General features: G+C 62.7%; 20 protein-coding genes and 1 pseudogene. 5 read left to right on the top strand and 16 right to left on the bottom strand.

What is annotated here, in order from left to right:
• Positions 1-3: 3 nt before the first annotated feature.
• From paaB to paaF, 8 genes are all read right to left on the bottom strand, one after another.
• Complete coding sequence (gene paaB / locus PC358_RS04845) at positions 4-285, bottom strand: 1,2-phenylacetyl-CoA epoxidase subunit PaaB (protein WP_004374528.1); 282 nt, start codon at positions 283-285, stop codon at positions 4-6.
• 25 nt (positions 286-310) lie between these two features.
• Positions 311-1,300: a 1,2-phenylacetyl-CoA epoxidase subunit PaaA gene (paaA, locus tag PC358_RS04840; protein ID WP_033697905.1), complete on the bottom strand. Its 990-nt coding sequence runs from the start codon at positions 1,298-1,300 to the stop codon at positions 311-313.
• Positions 1,301-1,604: 304 nt separating this feature from the next.
• Complete coding sequence (paaK, locus tag PC358_RS04835) at positions 1,605-2,924, bottom strand: phenylacetate--CoA ligase PaaK (RefSeq protein WP_033697904.1); 1,320 nt, start codon at positions 2,922-2,924, stop codon at positions 1,605-1,607.
• A gap of 106 nt (positions 2,925-3,030) precedes the next feature.
• Positions 3,031-4,251, bottom strand: coding sequence for a 3-oxoadipyl-CoA thiolase (gene pcaF, locus PC358_RS04830; protein WP_033697903.1), 1,221 nt, complete (start codon positions 4,249-4,251; stop codon positions 3,031-3,033).
• Entirely contained in the window at positions 4,244-4,699 is a 456-nt protein-coding gene (gene paaI, locus PC358_RS04825; RefSeq protein WP_033697902.1) for a hydroxyphenylacetyl-CoA thioesterase PaaI, read from the bottom strand. Before paaI ends, pcaF begins: the two co-directional genes overlap by 8 nt.
• Complete coding sequence (gene paaH / locus PC358_RS04820; RefSeq protein ID WP_033697901.1) at positions 4,692-6,209, bottom strand: 3-hydroxyacyl-CoA dehydrogenase PaaH; 1,518 nt, start codon at positions 6,207-6,209, stop codon at positions 4,692-4,694. The genes paaI and paaH overlap by 8 nt, the downstream gene beginning before the upstream one ends.
• Before the next feature lies 1 nt (position 6,210).
• A complete protein-coding gene (gene paaG, locus PC358_RS04815) occupies positions 6,211-7,002 on the bottom strand; it encodes a 2-(1,2-epoxy-1,2-dihydrophenyl)acetyl-CoA isomerase PaaG (RefSeq protein ID WP_033697900.1) in 792 nt (263 codons plus the stop codon).
• Positions 7,003-7,039: 37 nt separating this feature from the next.
• A complete protein-coding gene (paaF, locus tag PC358_RS04810; RefSeq protein ID WP_033697899.1) occupies positions 7,040-7,813 on the bottom strand; it encodes a 2,3-dehydroadipyl-CoA hydratase PaaF in 774 nt (257 codons plus the stop codon).
• 346 nt (positions 7,814-8,159) lie between these two features.
• On the opposite strand from paaF, the gene paaY reads away from it, so the two are divergent.
• The gene (gene paaY, locus PC358_RS04805) at positions 8,160-8,759 is read left to right on the top strand and encodes a phenylacetic acid degradation protein PaaY (protein ID WP_033697897.1); all 600 of its coding nucleotides are present in this window, start codon (positions 8,160-8,162) and stop codon (positions 8,757-8,759) included.
• Positions 8,760-8,836: 77 nt separating this feature from the next.
• The gene (gene paaX, locus PC358_RS04800; protein ID WP_077068406.1) at positions 8,837-9,760 is read left to right on the top strand and encodes a phenylacetic acid degradation operon negative regulatory protein PaaX; all 924 of its coding nucleotides are present in this window, start codon (positions 8,837-8,839) and stop codon (positions 9,758-9,760) included.
• 1 nt (position 9,761) lies between these two features.
• Here paaX and PC358_RS04795 read toward each other — a convergent pair whose 3' ends face one another.
• From PC358_RS04795 to PC358_RS04785, 3 genes and pseudogenes are all read right to left on the bottom strand, one after another.
• Positions 9,762-10,667, bottom strand: a complete 906-nt coding sequence (locus PC358_RS04795) for an amino acid ABC transporter substrate-binding protein (protein WP_033697895.1) — start codon at positions 10,665-10,667, stop codon at positions 9,762-9,764.
• Positions 10,664-12,004, bottom strand: a complete 1,341-nt coding sequence (potE, locus tag PC358_RS04790) for a putrescine-ornithine antiporter (RefSeq protein WP_033697894.1) — start codon at positions 12,002-12,004, stop codon at positions 10,664-10,666. The genes PC358_RS04795 and potE overlap by 4 nt, the downstream gene beginning before the upstream one ends.
• A 13-nt stretch (positions 12,005-12,017) precedes the next feature.
• A pseudogene (locus PC358_RS04785) lies at positions 12,018-12,260 on the bottom strand (mechanosensitive ion channel family protein); the annotation flags it as partial.
• A 215-nt stretch (positions 12,261-12,475) separates the two neighbouring features.
• On the opposite strand from PC358_RS04785, the gene PC358_RS04780 reads away from it, so the two are divergent.
• Complete coding sequence (locus PC358_RS04780; protein ID WP_033700039.1) at positions 12,476-12,820, top strand: helix-turn-helix domain-containing protein; 345 nt, start codon at positions 12,476-12,478, stop codon at positions 12,818-12,820.
• Entirely contained in the window at positions 12,820-14,034 is a 1,215-nt protein-coding gene (locus PC358_RS04775) for a type II toxin-antitoxin system HipA family toxin (RefSeq protein WP_033697892.1), read from the top strand. The genes PC358_RS04780 and PC358_RS04775 overlap by 1 nt, the downstream gene beginning before the upstream one ends.
• A 97-nt stretch (positions 14,035-14,131) precedes the next feature.
• Here the strand turns inward: PC358_RS04775 and PC358_RS04770 are convergent, their stop codons facing one another.
• From PC358_RS04770 to PC358_RS04755, 4 genes are all read right to left on the bottom strand, one after another.
• Complete coding sequence (locus tag PC358_RS04770) at positions 14,132-15,370, bottom strand: MgtC/SapB family protein (RefSeq protein WP_033697891.1); 1,239 nt, start codon at positions 15,368-15,370, stop codon at positions 14,132-14,134.
• On the bottom strand, positions 15,370-16,176 hold the full coding sequence (locus tag PC358_RS04765) for a helix-turn-helix domain-containing protein (RefSeq protein ID WP_033697890.1): 807 nt from the start codon (positions 16,174-16,176) through the stop codon (positions 15,370-15,372). Before PC358_RS04765 ends, PC358_RS04770 begins: the two co-directional genes overlap by 1 nt.
• 1 nt (position 16,177) lies before the next feature.
• Positions 16,178-16,366 (bottom strand): hypothetical protein, encoded by a 189-nt coding sequence (locus PC358_RS04760; protein WP_033697889.1) that lies wholly within the window; start codon positions 16,364-16,366, stop codon positions 16,178-16,180.
• Between the two features lie 80 nt (positions 16,367-16,446).
• Positions 16,447-17,520, bottom strand: coding sequence for an NAD(P)-dependent alcohol dehydrogenase (locus tag PC358_RS04755; RefSeq protein WP_033697888.1), 1,074 nt, complete (start codon positions 17,518-17,520; stop codon positions 16,447-16,449).
• 203 nt (positions 17,521-17,723) lie between these two features.
• On the opposite strand from PC358_RS04755, the gene PC358_RS04750 reads away from it, so the two are divergent.
• A complete protein-coding gene (locus tag PC358_RS04750; protein WP_033697887.1) occupies positions 17,724-18,650 on the top strand; it encodes a universal stress protein in 927 nt (308 codons plus the stop codon).
• A 26-nt stretch (positions 18,651-18,676) separates the two neighbouring features.
• On the opposite strand, the gene PC358_RS04745 is transcribed toward PC358_RS04750, so the two are convergent.
• A complete protein-coding gene (locus PC358_RS04745) occupies positions 18,677-19,225 on the bottom strand; it encodes a GNAT family N-acetyltransferase (RefSeq protein WP_033697886.1) in 549 nt (182 codons plus the stop codon).
• Between the last annotated feature and the right edge of the window lie 119 nt (positions 19,226-19,344).

Below are 19,344 nucleotides of genomic sequence, written 5' to 3'. Positions count from 1 at the left end.
ACCTCACATGTGTCCGACTTCGTCGGGCAGTTCGTAAAAGCTGGCGTGGCGGTAGACCTTGTCGTCCGAAGGGGCGAACAACGGGTCTTTCTCGTCAGGCGAGGAGGCGGTGATCAGCGCCGAAGGCACCACCCACAGGCTCACGCCTTCGCTGCGGCGGGTGTACAGCTCACGGGCATTCTCGATGGCCATGGCGGCGTCGGCGGCATGCACGCTGCCGACATGCTTGTGGTTCAAGCCGTGCTTGCTGCGCACGAACACTTCGTAGAGGGTCCAGACAGACATTTTCGATCTCCGCATCAATCGCCGCTCAGGCGGCGTTCTTGTTCTGTTGCTTGCGCGCATAGGCCACGGCGGCCTCGCGCACCCAGGCACCGTCCTCGATGGCTTTGCGCCGGGTGGCGACACGCTCCAGGTTGCACGGGCCGTTACCCTTGATGACTTCGTAGAACTCGTCCCACTGGATTTCGCCGAAGTCGTAGTGGCCGCGTGCCTCGTTCCACTTCAGGTGCGGGTCGGGCGCGGTGCAGCCGAGCAGTTCGAGCTGTGGCACGGTCTGGTCGATGAAACGCTGGCGCAGTTCGTCGTTGGTCTGGCGCTTGATCTTCCAGGCCATCGACTGGGCGCTGTTGGGGGAGTGCTCGTCGCTTGGGCCGAACATCATCAGCGACGGCCACCACAGGCGGTTGATGGCGTCCTGGACCATGTCCTTCTGCGCCTGGGTGCCGTGGCGCATCATGGTCAGCAGCAGCTCGTAGCCCTGGCGCTGGTGGAAGCTCTCTTCCTTGCAGATACGGATCATGGCGCGGGAGTAGGGGCCGTAGGAGGTGCGCTGCAGCACCACCTGGTTGACGATCGCGGCGCCATCGACCAGCCAGCCTACCGCGCCCATGTCGGCCCAGCTCAGGGTCGGGTAGTTGAAGATGCTCGAGTACTTGGCCTTGCCGCTGTGCAGCTTGGCGATTTCTTCGTCGCGGTCGGCGCCGAGGGTTTCCATGGCGCTGTACAGGTACAGGCCGTGACCAGCTTCGTCCTGGATCTTGGCCATCAGTTGCAGCTTGCGCTTAAGGCTTGGGGCGCGGGTGACCCAGTTGCCTTCGGGCAACATGCCGACGATTTCCGAATGGGCGTGCTGGGAGATCTGCCGGATCAGGGTCTGGCGATAGGCCTCGGGCATCCAGTTCTTGGCTTCGATCTTGATCTCGGCGTCGATCTTTTCCTGGAAGTTGCGCTCTTCAGGCGACATCTCGTCTAGCGACTTGACGCGTTTTACACCGGTTTCGACTAGCTGTGCGTACATGTTCTGACTCCTGCCTCAGGGCTGGGTGGGGCATGAGTCATTTATAAGCGATACAAAACACAACATCAAACATATTATTAGGTATCAGATAATATTTTTGTATCGGATTGCCGGGAAGAAGCGCCCACAGCGGCTGCTATGTGCTGGTCGGGAGATAGGGTGATGGCGGCTAGGTGCCTGTCTTGGGTTTGGAGGTGGGGCGGAGATCGAGCGCCGCCCGCGCGGCGCTCGATCTGATAGGCACTGAAAATGCCAAGCCAAGCACCTGGTGGCCCCGGGGAAAAAAGGATTCAGCGCTGAACGATCAGCCAGCCAAGCGCTTGTCGTAAACGTGGCATGCCTTGCCTTCGGAGCGCTTGAGCGTGCCGCAAGGCTGCAGCCGCACTTGGGTGCTGATGCCGATGTAGGTCTTGATCTGTTTGCTCAACTCAGCCACCACCCATTTGCGCTGCGCCTCGTCGAGTACCTGGCATTCGCCACGCAGCTCCACGTGCACCTCGACACTGTCCAGGTTGCCATTGCGATACAGGTGTATCTCATACAGCTCTGAAAGCTGTTTTATTTTAAGCACCTGCTCTTCGATCTGCGTGGGGAACACGTTGACCCCGCGGATGATCAGCATGTCGTCACTGCGCCCAGTGATCTTGCCGATCCGCCGCATCGGCCGCGCCGTACCCGGCAACAGGCGTGTCAGGTCGCGGGTGCGGTAGCGGATCATTGGCAGCGCTTCCTTGCTCAACGAGGTGAACACCAGTTCGCCAAGCTGCCCGTCCGGCAACACCTCACCGCTGACCGGGTCGATGATCTCGGGGTAGAAGTGGTCTTCCCAGATGGTCGGCCCGTCCTTGGTTTCCAGGCATTCCATGGCCACCCCTGGCCCCATGATCTCCGACAGGCCATAGATATCCAGGGCATTGATGCCCAGGCGCTGCTCGATCGAGCGGCGCAACTCGTCGGTCCACGGCTCGGCGCCGAAGATCCCGAGGCGCAGCTTGAGGTCGTGCGGGTCGATACCCTGGCGTTCGATCTCGTCAGCCAGGTTGAGCATGTACGAGGGCGTGACCATGATGATGTCAGGCTGGAAGTCACGGATCAGTTGCACCTGCTTCTCGGTCTGGCCGCCCGACATGGGGATCACCGTGCAACCGAGCCGTTCGGCACCGTAGTGCGCGCCCAGGCCGCCGGTGAACAGGCCATAGCCATAGGACACGTGCACCTTGTCGCCCTTGCGCCCGCCGGCCGCGCGGATCGAACGGGCGACCACGTTGGCCCAGGTGTTGATGTCGTTCTGGGTATAACCGACCACGGTAGGCTTGCCCGTGGTGCCGCTGGAGGCGTGCAGGCGCACCACCTCTTCCTGGGGCACGGCGAACATGCCATAGGGGTAGTTGTCGCGCAGGTCGTTCTTACCGGTAAAGGGGAACCTGGCGAGGTCTTCAAGCGCGGTAAGGTCGTCTGGGTGGGCGCCGCACTCGTCGAAACGCTGGCGGTACAGCGGTACATTGTCGTAGGCGTGCTTCAGGCTCCAGCGCAGGCGGTCCAGCTGGTGCTGGCGCAGCTCGTCGACACTGGCGGTCTCGATCGGGTCAAGCAGGGCGCGTTCGGCATCGTGGTACATGTTCATGGCTTCACTCGAATTGTTCTTGTACGTAGGCGCTAAGGCCTTGAGTGTCATGCGGGCAGCATACTGCCCGTGTCGTGTTCAGTCTCAGGCCATTGGTCTGATGTGCTCAGAGGCGCTCGATGACCAGGGCAATGCCTTGGCCAACGCCGATGCACATGGTGCACAAGGCGTAGCGGCCGCCGCGTTCTTCCAGCTCGTGCAGGGCGGTGGTCACCAGCCGTGCGCCGCTCATGCCCAGCGGATGCCCCAGGGCGATAGCGCCGCCATTGGGGTTGACGCGCTTGTCGTCGTCAGCCAGGCCCAGCTCGCGCAGCACCGCCAGGCCTTGGGCCGCAAATGCCTCGTTCAACTCGATGACATCCATGTCGGCCAGGCTCAGGCCGGCCTGCGCAAGTACCTTGCGGGTCGCCGGGACCGGGCCGATGCCCATGATGCGCGGCTCGACCCCAGCGGCGGCCATGCCGAGGACCCGGCCGCGCGGCTTCAGGCCATGGCGGCGGGCCGCATCAGTGCTGGCCAGCAGCAGGGCGCAAGCGCCGTCGTTGACGCCCGAAGCGTTGCCTGCTGTCACGCTGCCGCCTTCACGGAACGGCGTGCCGAGCCTGGCCAACTGGTCCAGGGTGGTGTCGGCGCGCGGGTGCTCATCATGCTCGACACGCTTGGCCGGGCCTTTGCGCTGGGCGATCTCGACCGGCACGATCTCCCGTGCCAGCCGGCCCCGGGCCTGGGCGGCGGCCGCCTTGTGCTGGCTGCGCAAGGCGAAAGCGTCTTGGTCTTCGCGCGAAATACCGAACTGCGCGGCGACATTCTCGGCGGTCTCGGGCATCGAGTCGATGCCGTACTGCGCCTGCATCAGTTTATTGACGAAACGCCAGCCGATGGTGGTGTCGAACAGCTCGGCGCTACGGCCGAAGGCCTGCTCTGACTTGCCCATGACGAAGGGTGCCCGCGACATCGACTCGACGCCACCGGCCAGCATCAGCCCGGCCTCGCCGCAGCGTAGGGCGCGGGCGGCGCTGCCGACGGCATCCAGCCCGGAACCGCACAGGCGATTAAGGGTGGTGCCCGGCACGGCATCGGGCAGGCCGGCCAGCAGGCTAGCCATGCGTGCCACGTTACGGTTGTCTTCGCCCGCCTGGTTGGCGCAGCCGAGGATCACGTCATCAATGGCGGCCCAGTCGAGTTCGGGGTGGCGGGCCATCAGCGCCCTGATCGGCACGGCCGCGAGGTCGTCGGCGCGCACGCTGCTTAACGCGCCGCCATAACGGCCGATCGGCGTGCGCACGGCGTCGATGATCAACGCCTGGTCGAAGGTCTGGTCAGTCATCCTGGGTCTCCTGCGGCAACACCGTGCCGCGCACTTTGTAGGATTTTCCGTGGAACAGGGCAATCAGTTCGCCGCGCTGGTTTTCCAGGCGCACGTCATACAGGCCGGTGCGGCCCTTGCGGGTGAGTTCGCTGGCGGTAGCGGTGAGCACGTCATGCTCGAACGCCGGCGCCACGTAGTCGATGCTGCAGCCCAAGGCCACGGTGGCTTCGTCGTAGCTGTTGCAGGCGAAGGCAAACGCCGAGTCCGCCAAGCTGAACAAGAAACCACCATGGCAGCTGCCGTGGCCCTGAATCATGTCGGCGCGCACCGGCATGCTCAGGCGGGCCTGGCCGGGGCCGACGTCGAGCAGCCGAGCGCCCAGGGCCTGGGTGGCGCGGTCGCGGGAAAACATTGCATCGGCGCAGGCGCGTGCCAGTTGCTCGGGGGTTCGTTGGGCTTCAGTCATGCAGTCGGCCTCCTTGGGCATGCACGCGGCGCAGCAGCAGCGAAGGGCGGTAGCGGGTCTCGCCGTAGCAGCGCTGCAGGTTGTCCAGCACGCGCAGGGTGTAGCCGATGCCGATCTGCTCGGCCCAGGCCAACGGCCCGCGCGGGTAATTGACCCCGGCGCGCATGGCCAGGTCGATGTCGGCTGCCGAGCCTACGCCTTGCAGCACGGCATCGGCAGCTTCGTTGGCGAGCGTGGTGACGGTGCGCAACACCACCAGGGCCGGCAGGTCGGCGACCAGACAAACCTTCAGGCCCGCCTGGCGCAGCAACGCCACGGCGTGTTCGCGCGCCTCGCGGGTGGTGTCGGGGCAAGTGCTGATGGCAATCCGTTCGGCCTTGCTGTAATCCAGCGCGAGGTCCACCAGCACCAGGTTTCGCAGCCCATCTTCACGCGCGCGCTGGCTGGCCAGGCGGCCGTCAGACAACGCCAGGGTGGCATCACCTACCCGCAGCAGGCCGCTGCCCGGGCGCTCGGTGACCTGGATGCCGCTGGCCTGGATGCGCTGCAGCAAGGGCTGCATCACGCCCAGGCTGCCTTCGACCACGCAGCACTCGACACGCGCCGCGCTTTGCACCTCGGCGGGCTGCGGCCGCAGCGCACCTTCGCTGTAATCGTAGAAACCCTGGCCGCTCTTGCGCCCAAGACGGCCGGCATCCACCAGCTCTTTCTGTACCAGCGAGGGCTGGAAGCGGAAGTCACCATAAAAGGCGCCGAACACCGAGCAGGTCACGGCGTAATTGACATCGTGGCCGATCAGGTCGGTCAGCTCGAAAGCGCCCATGCGGAAACCACCGGCGTCACGCATCAGCGCATCGAGGCTCGCGCAATCAGCGGCGCCTTCCTGGTACAGGCGCAGGCTCTCGGCATAAAACGGCCGCGCCACCCGGTTGACAATGAAGCCCGGCGTCGAACGCGCATGCACCGGCTGCTTGCCCCAGGCCGTGGCCGTGTCGTACAGCGTGGCAGCCAAGGCGGGGGCGGTGGCCAGGCCTGAAACGACCTCGACCAACGCCATCAACGGCGCAGGGTTGAAAAAGTGCATGCCGATCACCCGTTCGGGCCGCCGCAGGCCGGCGGCCAGGCTGGTGATCGACAGCGATGAGGTGTTGCTGGCCAATATGCAGCTGTCGCTGCACAGGGCTTCGAGCTGCTGCAAGAGTGCCTGTTTGACCTGCAGGTTTTCGACGATCGCTTCGATTACCAGTTGCGCATCGGCCAGTGCTTCGAGCGCTTCCACGGGCCGCAGGCGCGCGCTGATCGCCTGGCGTGCGGTAGCGTCGAGCTTGCCTTTTTCGACCAGGCGGCCGAGCTGGCGGTCGATGCCTTGCACGGCCAGGGCCGCAGCGCCTGGGCGATTGTCATACAGGCAAACCGGATGCCCCGCCTGGGCGGCCACCTGGGCGATGCCGGCCCCCATCGCACCGGCGCCGATCACCGCGACCTGGGCGTTACCGTTAAGTGCACTCATGTCAGCACCCCTTGAAGGCCGGTGCGCGCTTGGCCATGAACGCCGCGACGCCTTCGCGGTAGTCCTCGCTGCGCCCGGCCAGGCGCTGCAGGTCACGCTCAAGTTCGAGCTGCTGGTCAAAGTGATTGTCGTAACTGGCGTTAAGCGCACGCTTGATCAGGGCCAGCCCGTAAGTCGGCTGGGTCGCCAGCTGGCGGGCGAGGGCCAGCGCCTCGTCACGCAGTGCGGCGTCGTCGACCACCCGGTGGATCAGGCCCCATTGCTCGGCTTTTTCCGCACTCAGGCGTTCACCGAGCATGGCTAGCGCCTTGGCCCGAGCCATGCCGACCAAGCGCGGCAGTTGCCAGGTACCACCCGAGTCCGGCACCAGGCCGATCTTGCAGAACGCCTGGATAAAGCTTGCCGAGCGGGCCGCAAGCACCAGGTCACAGGCCAGCGGAATGTTCGCGCCCGCACCGGCCGCCACGCCGTTGACCGCGCAGATGACCGGCATCGGCAGGTCGCGCAGGGCGCGCACCAGCGGGTTGTAGAACGCCTCGATGGACTCGCCCAGGTCGGGCACTTGCGCGCCAGGCGCGACGTTGCGGTCAGACAAGTCTTGCCCGGCGCAAAAGCCACGCCCTTCGCCAGTCAGCAGCAACACGCGTACCTGCGGGGCTTGGCGTACCTGCTTGAGCGCCTCGCGCACTTCCTTGTGCATCTGCGTGTTGAAGCTGTTCAGCTGGTCAGGCCGGTTCAGCGAGAGGAGGGCGACACCGTCCTCGATGGAAAACAGGATGTGCTCGAAAGCCATGACAGGCTCGCTCCGTCAGTCGGTGGGGAAGAGGGGGTTACTGGCCCAAGAAGTGCGCCGGGCGTTTTTCCTGGAAGGCGCGGATGCCTTCGTCGCGGTCGACGGTACCGGCCAGCAAGGTGAACGCGTGGCGTTCAAAGCGCAGGCCGGTGGCCAGGTCGGTGTCCCCGGCCTTGAGCAGGGCTTCTTTGGCCAGGCGCACGGCCAGCGGTGCCTTGCGGGCGATGCTGGCCGCCACTTGCAGGGCGCGCTCGACGGCAAGCTCGGGCTGCGTCAGCTCGCTGACCAGGCCGGCCTGCTGGGCCTGCCGGGCGGTGATCGGATCGCCGGTCAGAACCATCTGCATGGCCAGCGGCTTGCCGACCGCGCGCAACAGCCGTTGTGTGCCGCCCGCACCGGGGATGATGCCCAGGTTGATTTCGGGCTGGCCGAAGCGTGCGTCTTCGCCGGCGATGACGATATCGGCGCACATCACCAGCTCGCAGCCACCGCCCAGGGCGAAGCCGTTGACCGCTGCAATCAGCGGTTTGGCAAAACTGGCGATGCGCTGCCAATGGGCGACACGCGGGTCATTGAGGATGCCGACCAGGTCGCGCTCGGCCATTTCACGGATGTCGGCGCCGGCAGCGAAGGCCTTGCGGCTGCCGGTGAGCACTACGGCGAGGGTTGCCGGGTCGCGCTCGGCACTTTCCAGCTCGGCCGCAAGCTCGGCGAGCAGTTCGGTACACAGCGCATTGAGGGCTTCGGGCCGCTGCAGGGTGATCAGGCGGACGCCGTCCTCAGGCGCCTGCACAACGAGATAGCGAGGCATGTCGGTTTCCTCAGGCTGCACGCACGGCACGTGGGCCGGCATTTATTGGAATTGTCTGCAGGGGCAAGGGAAAACGCTGAGGCCTGCCCGGGTGAGGTCCAGTATATGCCTTATCTGATACATAACGGCAATAGCAAAGATTGCATTACGTGTCCCTTAGTGCGAGAAATTCCTTCCAGTCAGGCCCGGATTAGGCTTTTAAAGCCCAGTAAATACAGCGTTAAAGTCAAATTTTATGGGCTGGGAGGTGCACCTCGAAAAGCGATACAGAGAATCAGCAATTGACGGTTACATTTATCGTGATACATGATCACCCCACTAACTGAATCATTTTGAGAGGTGTGACATGCCTTGCTATCGGCTGGACGGCCTGACCCCCGTGATCCACCCAACGGCGTACGTACACCCGACGGCCGTGCTGATCGGCGATGTGATCATCGGCCCGCAGTGTTACGTCGGCCCCCTGGCGTCATTGCGCGGCGACTTTGGCCGCATCGTGCTGGAGGAGGGTGCCAACCTGCAGGACACCTGCGTGATGCACGGCTTCCCGGGCGGCGATACGGTGATAGAGCGCCATGGCCATGTGGGCCACGGCGCGGTTTTGCACGGCTGCCGGATAGGCGCCGATGCCTTGGTGGGCATGAATGCGGTGATCATGGACGGCGCACACATCGCGCCACGCTGCATCGTCGGCGCCACGGCCTTCGTCAAGGCTGGCTTCGAATGCCCCGAGCAGAGCCTGGTAATCGGCGCGCCGGCACAGGCCAAGCGTACCCTCAGCGATCAAGAGGTCGCCTGGAAGCAACGCGGCACAGCCGAATACCAGCGTCTGGCCCAGCGCTGCAGTGCCGCCCTGGTCGAATGCCCGCCCCTGAGCGAAGTCGAGGCGCAGCGCCCACGCATGGGTGATTGCGGCTTTCGCCCCAAAGGCGAGGCGCAGGCATGAGCCTGGTGGTGACTGGCAATGGCCAGGCGGCACGGCGGGCAGGTATAGTCGGGGCTCCATCGGCTTACAGTTCCCTCATGAGCAGCCTTGCCCCCCTCAATACCTTGATCACCCGCTTCCAGGAGCAGACGCCGATCCGCGCGAGCTCGCTGATCATCACCCTGTATGGCGACGCCATCGAGCCGCATGGTGGCACGGTCTGGCTGGGCAGCCTGATCAACCTGCTGGAGCCGATCGGCATCAACGAACGGCTGATCCGCACCTCGATCTTCCGCCTGACCAAGGAAGGCTGGCTGACCGCCGAGAAAGTCGGCCGGCGCAGCTATTACAGCCTCACCGGCACAGGCCGGCGCCGTTTCGAAAAAGCCTTCAAGCGTGTTTACAGCGCGAGCCTGCCAGCCTGGGACGGCGCCTGGACGCTGGTGTTGCTGTCGCAGCTGGAGGCCAGCAAGCGCAAGGCCGTGCGCGAGGAACTGGAGTGGCAGGGCTACGGCGCCATCGCCCCGAACGTACTGGGCTGCCCGCGCGCTGATCGTGCCGACCTGGCGACCACCTTGCGCGAGCTGGACGCCACTGACGACAGCATCGTCTTCGAAACCCACACCCAGGAAGTACTGGCCTCCAAGGCCATGCGCGCCCAGGTGCGGGAAAGCTGGCGGATCGAGGAACTGGGTGAGCACTACAGCGAGTTCATCCGCTTGTTCCGACCGCTGTGGCAGGCGCTCAAGGAGGAGAATGAACTCGATGCCCAGGACTGCTTCCTGGCGCGCACCTTGTTGATTCATGAGTACCGCCGGCTGCTGCTGCGTGACCCGCAGTTGCCGGATGAGCTGCTGCCTGGGGACTGGGAAGGCAGGGCTGCTCGCCAGTTGTGCCGTAACCTCTATCGGCTGGTGTGGGGCAAGGCGGAAGCGTGGCTGGGGACCGCACTAGAGACGGCAGATGGGCCGTTGCCGGATGTTAACGAGAGCTTCTACAAGCGGTTTGGTGGGCTGGGCTGAGTCAGGGCAACGCATAAACCTTGAACAACCGCCTGGCCGTGTCGCTCACACCGTCGAGGTATTTGACGTAGGCCTGCTCGATTTCGCCCGACCGGTACATCTCGCTCAGCACCGTATCGACCAGCAACCGAAAGTCATCATCGCCGCGCGTGATCATCAGCGAAACCGGCGCATATTCGTAGATTCGGTCGAGCAGCAATAGGCTGCCGTCCGGATAGCCCGACGCGATGTGGGTCTTGAGCAGGATACGGTCGGCAAAGAACGCATCGGCACCGCCCTCGGCCACGCGCCGTACGCCTTCCTCATTGCTCTTGACGCTAACCAAGGTCGCGATCACCCCAAGCAGCCGCATCTGCTCGCCAACCCACTGCTGCGTGGCACTACCCGCCAATACGGCATAGGTCTGCTTGGCCAGGCCCCGATTGACCGTGGCGCGCCAGGTCGGCCCGTCATGCGCCACCTCACCGTTGAGCGCCTTGAGCAACGGCTCAGGTGACTGCTTACGGACCACGGCCGAGAGCCCCGCGGTATACACCGGCAGCGAAAAGCTCACTGCTTTGCGCCGCTCGAGCGTCTGCGGGGTCGGCGTGCAGAGGATATCGACTTTGCCCGAGCTGACCGCAGCAACCGCTTGGGTAATTTCCACGGGCTGAAACCGCACCTGCAACGCGGGTTGCTGCAGTTCGGATTTGACCCGTTCACTGATCTTCAGACAAAGATCAATGGCGTAACCCTCGACGGTATCGCCGTTCAGGGCACTGAACGGTGCTGACCCAGGCAGGTAGCCCAGCGTCAGGGTATGACTGCTGCGCACCCGCTCCAGGGTATCGGCCCAGGAAACAACCGAAACACCAGAGAGCGCACCCGCCAGCAGCAGGCGCAAAAGCTTCGCTGACAACGGCTTCATTGCTCGCGCCCTCCGCTCAGGCCGGCAGCTGGCGGGTAGACGAAGCGTTTGGCGAGAAACCCGTACAGCAGGTAGCCAAAGGCGAGCACCAGCAACCCGCCAAACAAAGCCTCCATGCCGCAGGCATACAGCGCGTAAAGCGAGTAGGACACGGCAATCAGCAGCACAACCAGGTTGCGCGAGTACACCGTTGGCGAGACGTTGGCCTTGTACATGATCACCAGTAGCCCGGTCAGCGCTGTCACGTAGGGGATCAGGTTGGTCACTGCAGCAAGGTTCACCAGCTTGCTGAATTGCGCACTGGCATTGGGTGAAATGGTCGACACGGCCATTGCAGTCTGCAACAGGCCGCAGACGATCATGCCAATAACCGGCGCCCCAAACCTGTTGAGCTTGCTAAACAGCTTGAGAAAGAGGTTCTGGTCGGCGGTCATCTTGGCAGTCTGGGCCAGGGTGAACTGCCAGCCCAGCAGTGAGCCGACACAGGCCATGACCGCCAAGGCCATGACGATATTGCCCACCAGCGGGCTGAACATCTTCGCGTAGACCAGCGCGAAAGGCGCTGACGCGTTGGCCAGCTCAGCGTTGGGGATGATGCCCTGGATGACCGTGGTCGAAAGCACGTAGACCACCGCCGCCCCCAGGGTACCGAAGAGGCACGCCAGCGGCACGTCGCGCTTCGGGTTCTCGACCGCATCGGACGCCTGGGCTGCCGACTCCATGCCGAGAAAGGCCCACAGGGTCAGCGGTATGGCCTTGCCGATGGCCTCGGAAAGCGGCAACGCATTAGGGTTCCAGGCGGCCTGGAGCAGGTCGGGCTTGAACCAGAACCAGCCGATGATACTCAGCCCCGCAACGGGGATGATGACACCCCAGACCGTGATTGCACCGATCTTGCCGGTGATGTTCGGGCCGCCAAAGTTGGCGACGATGGTCAGCCAGATCAGCCCCACGGTGCCGATGAACAGCGGCACGGCACCGGTGCCCAACCAAGGCACGAACGCGGTCATGTAGCCCACCGCAGAAATTGCCACCGCCACGTTGGCGATCGCCAGCGACAGAAAGTACAGGTAGGAGCAGAGAAAGAAGCCTGATTTTGCGTGGGCTTCTTCGGTGTAGGCCGACAGGCCGCCAGAGCGCGGGCAGAAGATCCCGCATTGAGCAAAACAGTAGGCAATGGCCATCGAACCAATCGCGGTGAAGGCCCATGACAACAGCGACACCGCGCCCAGTTGCGCCATGTTGGTCGGCAGCATGATGATGCCCGACCCCATCATGTTGACCGTCACCAGCGTAGTAAGGCCCATCAGGCTCATCTTCTTGCTTGGGTCCGTCATCGCAAACTCCCTTTCAAGGCTTGCTGGCTGGCTGCGGATGTTCTGGCTTGGCAGGGTCGGCGTACCACTGCTCCCTTGGCACCCACTTGGCCTGCAGCGGGTCGCCGAGGTAGTGGGGCGACATGATCTGCACGCCGAACTCGTTGAAAACGTCCTGGATATTGGCGTGCAGCAGGCTGAGGAGGAGGGCGCGTGGCCTGGGCTGCGATGGAACGGCCTGGGCCACTAGGCGGTACTCCGGATAAAAATCCGAGCTCCCCTGCGACCCGAGGTTGGGCTGCTTCCAGCATAGTCGGGTTTCTGGCCTGCCCGGCATCACCGACAGGTGACCATCAGCAATCTATAACGTTAATCGTGGTGTCCCTTATTAGAGTTAAAACTTAATATTGTGAGCTTTATGCTCATCGTAACAAACCGTAATGCGTGCTATGGTTTACCTTATGAGACTTAATGTTAGTACTGGTAGACTTTATGGATGACTTTTTCCCCGTCGCCTGCGTCGATACTCTCAGTAAAATAGGGCTTCTGGTGAAGGCAAGGCGCCTGTCGCTCGGTTTGCGTCAAACAGACCTCACAGCAGCAATCGGCGTCTCCGCGCATACCCTTCGCAAGATCGAAGGCGGCTCCGCACGCGTGGACCTGCGTTCTTTCATGCTGGTGTTATGGCGCCTGGGCATCAGCGACACGGTCTTCGCCTCGCTGGAGGGCATTGAAAGAACCTCCCAGATCACCCGCTTCAGTGATGACGACGATGCCCACCAGAGCCTCGCATCCCGCCGCGTGCGGCTGGCAAAACCCAAGCCCGAGGAATTCTGATGTCCCGTGCCTACATCTATATGGAGCACCCCGAGACGGGTGAGGTCATCACCCTTGGCCGGCTGACCCTCAAAGGCAAGCTCGGTGAGTTCCTCTATGCGCCTGACCATGTGGCGCAGGGCGGCTGGGTACCCGACCCCATCAATTACCCCCTGCGTGCCGAGCCCTACACGGGGATCGCCAAGAACCGCGGCATACCCGGCTTCATCAATGACGCCATGCCTGATGGCTGGGGCGAGCGGCTGCTGCATAGGGCGTACGGCCAGGAACTGGGCACCCTCGATTTCTTGCTCAAGTCACCGAACAACGACCGCGTCGGCAACCTGATGGCCGGCGGCGCAACCACGCCCGCACCTGGCCTGGGCGACGGCGCGGTACCCACCTTGAAAGGCCTGGCGAAATTCGTCGCCGCGTGCGAGGCGGTGTACGACGGCCAGCTCGACGCCGAGTCGGTAGCAACCCTCAACGTCCGCCAACAGCGTTCCGCCCTGGGCGGCGCGCGCCCCAAACGCACGCTGCAGGACAATGGCATGTTGATACTGGCCAAGCCCCGTGATCGCTACGACCACTACGACCTGCCCTCCATCGAATATGCCTGCATGACCTTTGCAGCAGGGCAGGGTTTGAACGTGGCAAAAACCGCGCTGCATGCCGAAAACCCTTCAACCTTGCTGATCGAACGCTTCGACCGCACGCCAATTGCGCAGGGCGCCCGGCGCATTCCCATGCTCAGCGCATTGACCCTGCTGGATTCAGAATGGAACGGCGCACACCATCGGGATTGGCGCTACGCTGCCGTAGCCGATGAAATGCGCCGGCGGGGCGTGCCCGATGCTGATCTGCAGGAGCTGTTCAAACGCATGTGCTACAACGCTCTGGTGGGGAACTCTGACGACCATCCACGCAACCATGCAGTGATCTGGGTGGCAGGCGGGTGGCGTCTGTCGCCGATGTACGACGTACTGCCCATGCTCGAAGAAGGGCCGGCACAAACCTTGGCCATGGCTGTTGGCCGTGAGGGCAGCCAGATCAGCCGCGCAAACCTGCTCAGCCACCACGCTCACTTTGCCCTGACGCGGGAGCAGGCCGAGCAAGTACTGGAGGAAGTGGCGGGCTGGGAGCCGGCATTGAAGGCGCATTACCAGCATTTGCTTGCGGGGGAAGACCTGAGGATGGCGTGTGAGGCGGCGAGTTCGGTGCGGATGCTCAGCTGAGCGAGTACGGACTGTTTAATCATTAAAAAACCCAGCAGCAGGTACCTGGCTTAGCATTTTCGGCGCGCGCCAAACGGTAGCTGTTCGGACTGATGTATCAGATCAACAACGCAAGCCATAGCGTGCCAAGTATGACGAGCTGAGCCGGAATGAGGTGGCGAGCGAACGAAGATCCGCCGCCGCTCCATGCCAGTACGCATTTGGTCACGGTATTCCCTGTGAGCGCCATCATTGCCGGTAACATCAGGTCGGCACTTTTCAGCTGGCCTGCAGCAACGAGCGAAGCGACCGAAGCAGTTGCGGCATGCGCATCGCCCAAGCCACTGATAAAGGCAGCAATGCTGACCCCCTTGTGACCAAGGTGCTCGAGCAGAAACGCCGAAAACAATGCAATGCAGGTAATCGCTAGCGTGATGAGCAGTGCTGTGAACAGGCTGAAAGCACCGCTGCCAGGCTTGGTCGTGGGGCTGACTGGCACAGGGCGCCAAGGCGCCAGCAACAGCACGCCGTAAATGAGCGTGACCAGTATACCGAGACCTATAGATGGCCAGAAAGGGCGCAGCAAGCGCACGTCGACAACGCCAAGCACCAAACCAAACTGGACAAGGGTGGCGAGGTTGGACAGCACCGCCGCAGCGGCGAACGCGCACATGAACGTGTCCTGCTTTCGTGCTTGATGGCCAAGCACGGCAATGGTCGCCGAGCCAGAGGCAAACCCGGATGCGATCGCACTCAGGGCCAAGCCATAGCGTGGCCCCAGCAGGCGCATGGCGATATGCCCTAGCGCACCGACTGCCATCAGTAACACGACCAGCGTGCAGATCACCCGCGGGTTCAGTACCCCGTAGGGGCCAATGAACCGGTCCGGCGTCAACGGCAGCACAACCAGCGCTACTGTGAGGAGCAACAAGCCATCGCGCAGTTCGGCCTCGCTTAGTTGCTGCAGCACGAAACGATGAAGCTCACGCCTCAGGGCCAGCAGTATGGTGAGTACGATACCGATGGCGGTTGCCAGCTCGGGGTGTTCGACTGTCAGGCCTCCCAACACCAACACCAGCAGCAAGGCGATTGCGCTGGTAATGTCCGAATCTTCGTCGGGTTTTGTGCGGTGGTAAATGGCCAACAGCAGCGCTATGCCCACCAATGCAACGCCGACCAGAACTGGGCCAGCCATTACATGGCAGACATAGCCCATCAGGGCGGTGATTGCGAAGGTTCTCAAACCCGCTGCGGCGGGAGCCTCACTGTTGACCTTCTTGCGCTCCCGCTCAAGGCCAACCAGCATGCCGATGCCCAATGCCACGGCCCCGTGAGCCAAGTTCACCAGGTCGAGCATCAGGTCTGCACCGGGGCGATGGCAAAGCTGCCTTGGGAACCCAGTTCGAGCGCGATCAGCGCTGGCATGTCGAGGATCTCCACCAGCCGGCCGTGCAGGTTGACGATACCCAAACCGCGTAAGTGAGCGACCGAGCGGCATATGGTTTCCAGGCGCAGCCCGAGGTAGGAGGCGATGTCTTCGCGAGACATGCGCAACACGAAACCTTGGGATGAATAGCCGCGGCTGACGAAGCGGCGGGAAAGGCTCAGCAGGAAGCTGGCAAGCCGCTGCTCGGCAGAGAGGTTGCAGAGCATCAGCACGCGCTCATGCTCGCGGATAATCTCCCGGCTCATTAGGCGGTTCAAGCTCTGTTGCAGCGTGGGGAAATCACGCGCCAGGGCTTGCAGGCGATGATAGGGCACCGGGCACACTTCGCTGTCTTCCAGGGCGATGGCATCACAGACATGAAGCTCGGTGGCTATGGCATCTAGCCCCATTACGTCCCCTGGCATCCAGAAGTTGATGATCACACCCTGACCTTCGGCGTTGTTCAAGTTCGTCTTGAAGCTGCCTGAGTGCACCGCATACAGGCTACTCAAGGGCACATTTGCGTTGAACAGCGCAGCCCCCTTCCTGACCCGGATACGAGGGCCGATCAGTGTGCCGAAATAACTGTTGCATTGCATGGGCAAACCCGTGGGCAAACACAAGCCGCTGACCCGGCACTCACTGCACGGGCATGTCAGTGGTTTGAAATGAACGGGCCGGGGTTTGCACGTTGGCGCAGGCTGCCCGAGCAGCTGAAAGTCGGTCAGGCCCGACATTTCATGCCTCCTTCGCAGGTCTGAAAGCGACGGTGGCGATCTTGTACAGTGAATGAGGCGCGTTGAGGCGGGCGGTCAGCACGCCCACGAACCGTTCGGCTTCTATGGGTGTTCTGAAACTCACCCGCCACTCGTCCATGTGTACCCACCAGCGATTGTCGTTGGCGCTTTTCTCGACGTAGACGTTCATCGGAACCTCAGTGCATGCATGAGCAAGGGACTGCCTATCGATAGGGGGCAATGGCGTCCTTGCCGACGGCGTGGCGAGGTTCAGGGCGTGATCGCCACCTTCATTACGCCGTCGCGCTGGTTGGCGAACAATTCGTAGGCAGCTTCGATATCATCGAGCCGGAAACGGTGGGTGACCAAGGGGGAAACGTCGACGCGGCCACTGGCAACCACCGCCATCAACCGGCGCATCCGCTCTTTGCCGCCGGGGCACAGTGTGCTCACGATGCGGTAATCGCCAAGGCCGGCAGCGTATGCATCCACGGGGATGCGCAGGTCGGCGCTGTACACGCCCAGGCTGGACAACGTGCCGCCGGGGCGCAGCACCCGCAGTGCCCATTCGAAGGTGGCCTGGGTGCCCAGCGCTTCGATGGCTACATCTACGCCACGGCCATCGGTCAGCGCCATGATCTGCGCCACCACGTTGCCTTGCTTGAAGTCGACCACGTGTGAAGCCCCCATTTCGCGTGCCACGCTGATGCGCGCCGCCACGGTGTCCACGCCAATGATGGTGGTGGCGCCCAGCATTTTGGCGCCGGCGACCGCGCACAGGCCGATCGGGCCCAGGGCGAACACGGCGACGGTATCGCCGATTGTCACGCCCCCGCGTTCTGCACCGGAAAAGCCAGTGGACATGATATCGGGGCACATCAGCACGTGTTCATCGTTGAGGCTGTCAGGAATGGGGGAGAGGTTGGCCATCGCGTCCGGCACCCGCACGTATTCAGCTTGGCAACCGTCAATGACATTGCCGAACTTCCAGCCACCGATGGCCTTGAAACCATGCGCCGTTCTGGCGCCGTCCTGGGCGCCACAGCCACACAGGCAGGCATTGCTGTAGCCGCTTGGGGTGATGGCGCCAGCGATGACGCGTTGCCCTTCGTGGAATCCGCGAACCTCTGAGCCCAGTTTTTCGATGACACCCACTGGCTCGTGGCCGACGGTCAGCCCTTTGGCCACTGGATACTCTCCACGCAGGATATGCACATCGGTGCCACAGATCGTCGTGGTGCTGATGCGCATCAGCGCATCTAGCGGGCCGATCTCAGGGATGGGCTTGTCTTCCAGCACGATGCGGTCCTTTTCGACATAAATGGCCGCTTTCATGAGTGCCATGGCATGCCTCCGGGGCATCGCTGATTGTTGTTGGTAACTACAGCAGCGTGCGCCTAAAAAGCGTGTAAGTCTTGATCCGTGTCAATTTTGCGTCAAACGGCGGCAGCCGTTGATCAGTGCCCTCTGACTTTTGATAAACATCAAACCGCACAGGCGCCGCTGTCAGATCATCAAGGTACTCATCGAGCCCGCAGAGGTGTGCCATGACCAACCCGCAACGACTTCTTCTGATCGCATCGCCCTTGATGCGCCGCACGCCGGTTTATGACCGTGCGGCGGCCCTGGCCAAAGCCAAGGGCATGCCATTGCACATCGTCGCCTTTGACTACCTTGAGGGCCTGGCCACTGCCGGCCTGGTCAACGACCAGGCGTTGGCGGTCATGCGTGAGGGCTATGTTCAGCAACACCGTGCATGGCTGGAAACCCAGGCACTGTCGATGCGCCGCAACGGCGTGACAGTAACCACGGAGGTTTTGTGGGTGCAAAATCCGCTGGACGAGATCCAGGTGCATCTGCGTGAGCAGCCGTTCGCCCTGCTGATCAAGGGGCTGGAGCATGAACCGTGGTGGCTGCGAGCCATGTTCACCTCGCTCGACGTGCAGTTGCTGCGCGACACCCGAATTCCCCTACACCTTGTACACAACGCCAGCAATGCCCTGCCGCGGCGGATACTTGCAGCGGTTGACCTTTCTCGCCCGGAGGATCAGTTCGAAGGCTTCAACGACCATATCATCAGCGAAGCTCTCAAGATGGCCTTGCAATGCAACGCCCAGATCGAACTGCTGTATGCCTACGATATGAGTTCCATGTACCTGGACACCGAAGGCAGTCGGGAACATTCATTCCTGTTCGATTCGAACCTGTCACGGACACTTCACGAGGCTCAGGCCGATGCCTTCCAGGCATTGGCCGAACGCAACGGGATCCCCGCCGAGCACCGCCACATGCGGGTGGGGGACCCGACCAAGGTGCTGGCGCTGTTCATGGACAACAACGATATCGATGTGCTGGTGATGGGGCGCTACCACCATCATGGTATCGGCTGGTTTATCGGCAGTACGGCCGAGCGCATCCTGCATCGGCTCCGCAGCAGTGTTCTGGTGATCTCGCCCGAGCATTCGCAAGGTTGAAGTGCAAGGCCCGCAAGGGCCTTGTTTCAGGCGCGCAGGTCAAGCTCATGGAGGATTTCGCTGACATCGCCGCCCAGGTAGCGCGAACTGAAGCCCAGCGCCTTGGTCAGCCGGTGCATGGCGTAGTTGCTCGACAGGTCCCTGGACACCATGCACTGGTAGCCATTGCGCCGAGCCGCTTCGATCAGGTGCTGCAGCAACAGCTTGCCCAGCCCTTTGCGTTGCCATTGTTCACTGACAGCGACGGCACATTCGCAATTGTGGCTACCCGGGGTCGCGGCATAGCGGCTTACGCCAAGCTGATGCAGCTGGCCATTCGCATGGGCCAGCGCTACGTAGGCCATGCGCTGGTGACCGTCAACCGGCATCAACTGCGCGTCAAGGCCGGGCAAGCCACCGCTGAGTCCGGCGAGAAAACGAAAACGCCGGGCCTCATGGCTGATCGTGCTCACAAAGCGTCTGTCCCGTTCGTGATCATCATCGCGCAGCGGGCGAATCAGCACGGCTGTGCCGTCATCAAGGGTGTCTACCCAGTGTTCGCTTGTGTCTTCGGTTTCCAGCAACTGATTGTTCATAGGGCCTCCAGAGGGCCTGATCAACGTGGGCTGTACTGGTTGTACCGTGAGGCGTCGGTACGGTTCTGACATTGATCAAGTTGGTGCGCGGGTGATGACTTTCTGATCTGCATCAAGCG

It is taken from the genome of Pseudomonas capeferrum, assembly GCF_000731675.1.
Taxonomy (GTDB): Bacteria; Pseudomonadota; Gammaproteobacteria; order Pseudomonadales; family Pseudomonadaceae; genus Aquipseudomonas; species Aquipseudomonas capeferrum.
This window is presented reverse-complemented; position numbering and strand designations above follow the sequence as displayed.

Bases quoted from the DNA above. Each gene is read 5' to 3' on its own strand.
- paaB (WP_004374528.1), bottom strand. From the start codon at position 285: ATGTCTGTCTGGACCCTCTACGAAGTGTTCGTGCGCAGCAAGCACGGC.
- paaA (WP_033697905.1), bottom strand. From the start codon at position 1,300: ATGTACGCACAGCTAGTCGAAACCGGTGTAAAACGCGTCAAGTCGCTA.
- paaK (WP_033697904.1), bottom strand. From the start codon at position 2,924: ATGAACATGTACCACGATGCCGAACGCGCCCTGCTTGACCCGATCGAG.
- pcaF (WP_033697903.1), bottom strand. From the start codon at position 4,251: ATGACTGACCAGACCTTCGACCAGGCGTTGATCATCGACGCCGTGCGC.
- paaI (WP_033697902.1), bottom strand. From the start codon at position 4,699: ATGACTGAAGCCCAACGAACCCCCGAGCAACTGGCACGCGCCTGCGCC.
- paaH (WP_033697901.1), bottom strand. From the start codon at position 6,209: ATGAGTGCACTTAACGGTAACGCCCAGGTCGCGGTGATCGGCGCCGGT.
- paaG (WP_033697900.1), bottom strand. From the start codon at position 7,002: ATGGCTTTCGAGCACATCCTGTTTTCCATCGAGGACGGTGTCGCCCTC.
- paaF (WP_033697899.1), bottom strand. From the start codon at position 7,813: ATGCCTCGCTATCTCGTTGTGCAGGCGCCTGAGGACGGCGTCCGCCTG.
- paaY (WP_033697897.1), top strand. From the start codon at position 8,160: ATGCCTTGCTATCGGCTGGACGGCCTGACCCCCGTGATCCACCCAACG.
- paaX (WP_077068406.1), top strand. From the start codon at position 8,837: ATGAGCAGCCTTGCCCCCCTCAATACCTTGATCACCCGCTTCCAGGAG.
- PC358_RS04795 (WP_033697895.1), bottom strand. From the start codon at position 10,667: ATGAAGCCGTTGTCAGCGAAGCTTTTGCGCCTGCTGCTGGCGGGTGCG.
- potE (WP_033697894.1), bottom strand. From the start codon at position 12,004: ATGACGGACCCAAGCAAGAAGATGAGCCTGATGGGCCTTACTACGCTG.
- PC358_RS04780 (WP_033700039.1), top strand. From the start codon at position 12,476: ATGGATGACTTTTTCCCCGTCGCCTGCGTCGATACTCTCAGTAAAATA.
- PC358_RS04775 (WP_033697892.1), top strand. From the start codon at position 12,820: ATGTCCCGTGCCTACATCTATATGGAGCACCCCGAGACGGGTGAGGTC.
- PC358_RS04770 (WP_033697891.1), bottom strand. From the start codon at position 15,370: ATGCTCGACCTGGTGAACTTGGCTCACGGGGCCGTGGCATTGGGCATC.
- PC358_RS04765 (WP_033697890.1), bottom strand. From the start codon at position 16,176: ATGTCGGGCCTGACCGACTTTCAGCTGCTCGGGCAGCCTGCGCCAACG.
- PC358_RS04760 (WP_033697889.1), bottom strand. From the start codon at position 16,366: ATGAACGTCTACGTCGAGAAAAGCGCCAACGACAATCGCTGGTGGGTA.
- PC358_RS04755 (WP_033697888.1), bottom strand. From the start codon at position 17,520: ATGGCACTCATGAAAGCGGCCATTTATGTCGAAAAGGACCGCATCGTG.
- PC358_RS04750 (WP_033697887.1), top strand. From the start codon at position 17,724: ATGACCAACCCGCAACGACTTCTTCTGATCGCATCGCCCTTGATGCGC.
- PC358_RS04745 (WP_033697886.1), bottom strand. From the start codon at position 19,225: ATGAACAATCAGTTGCTGGAAACCGAAGACACAAGCGAACACTGGGTA.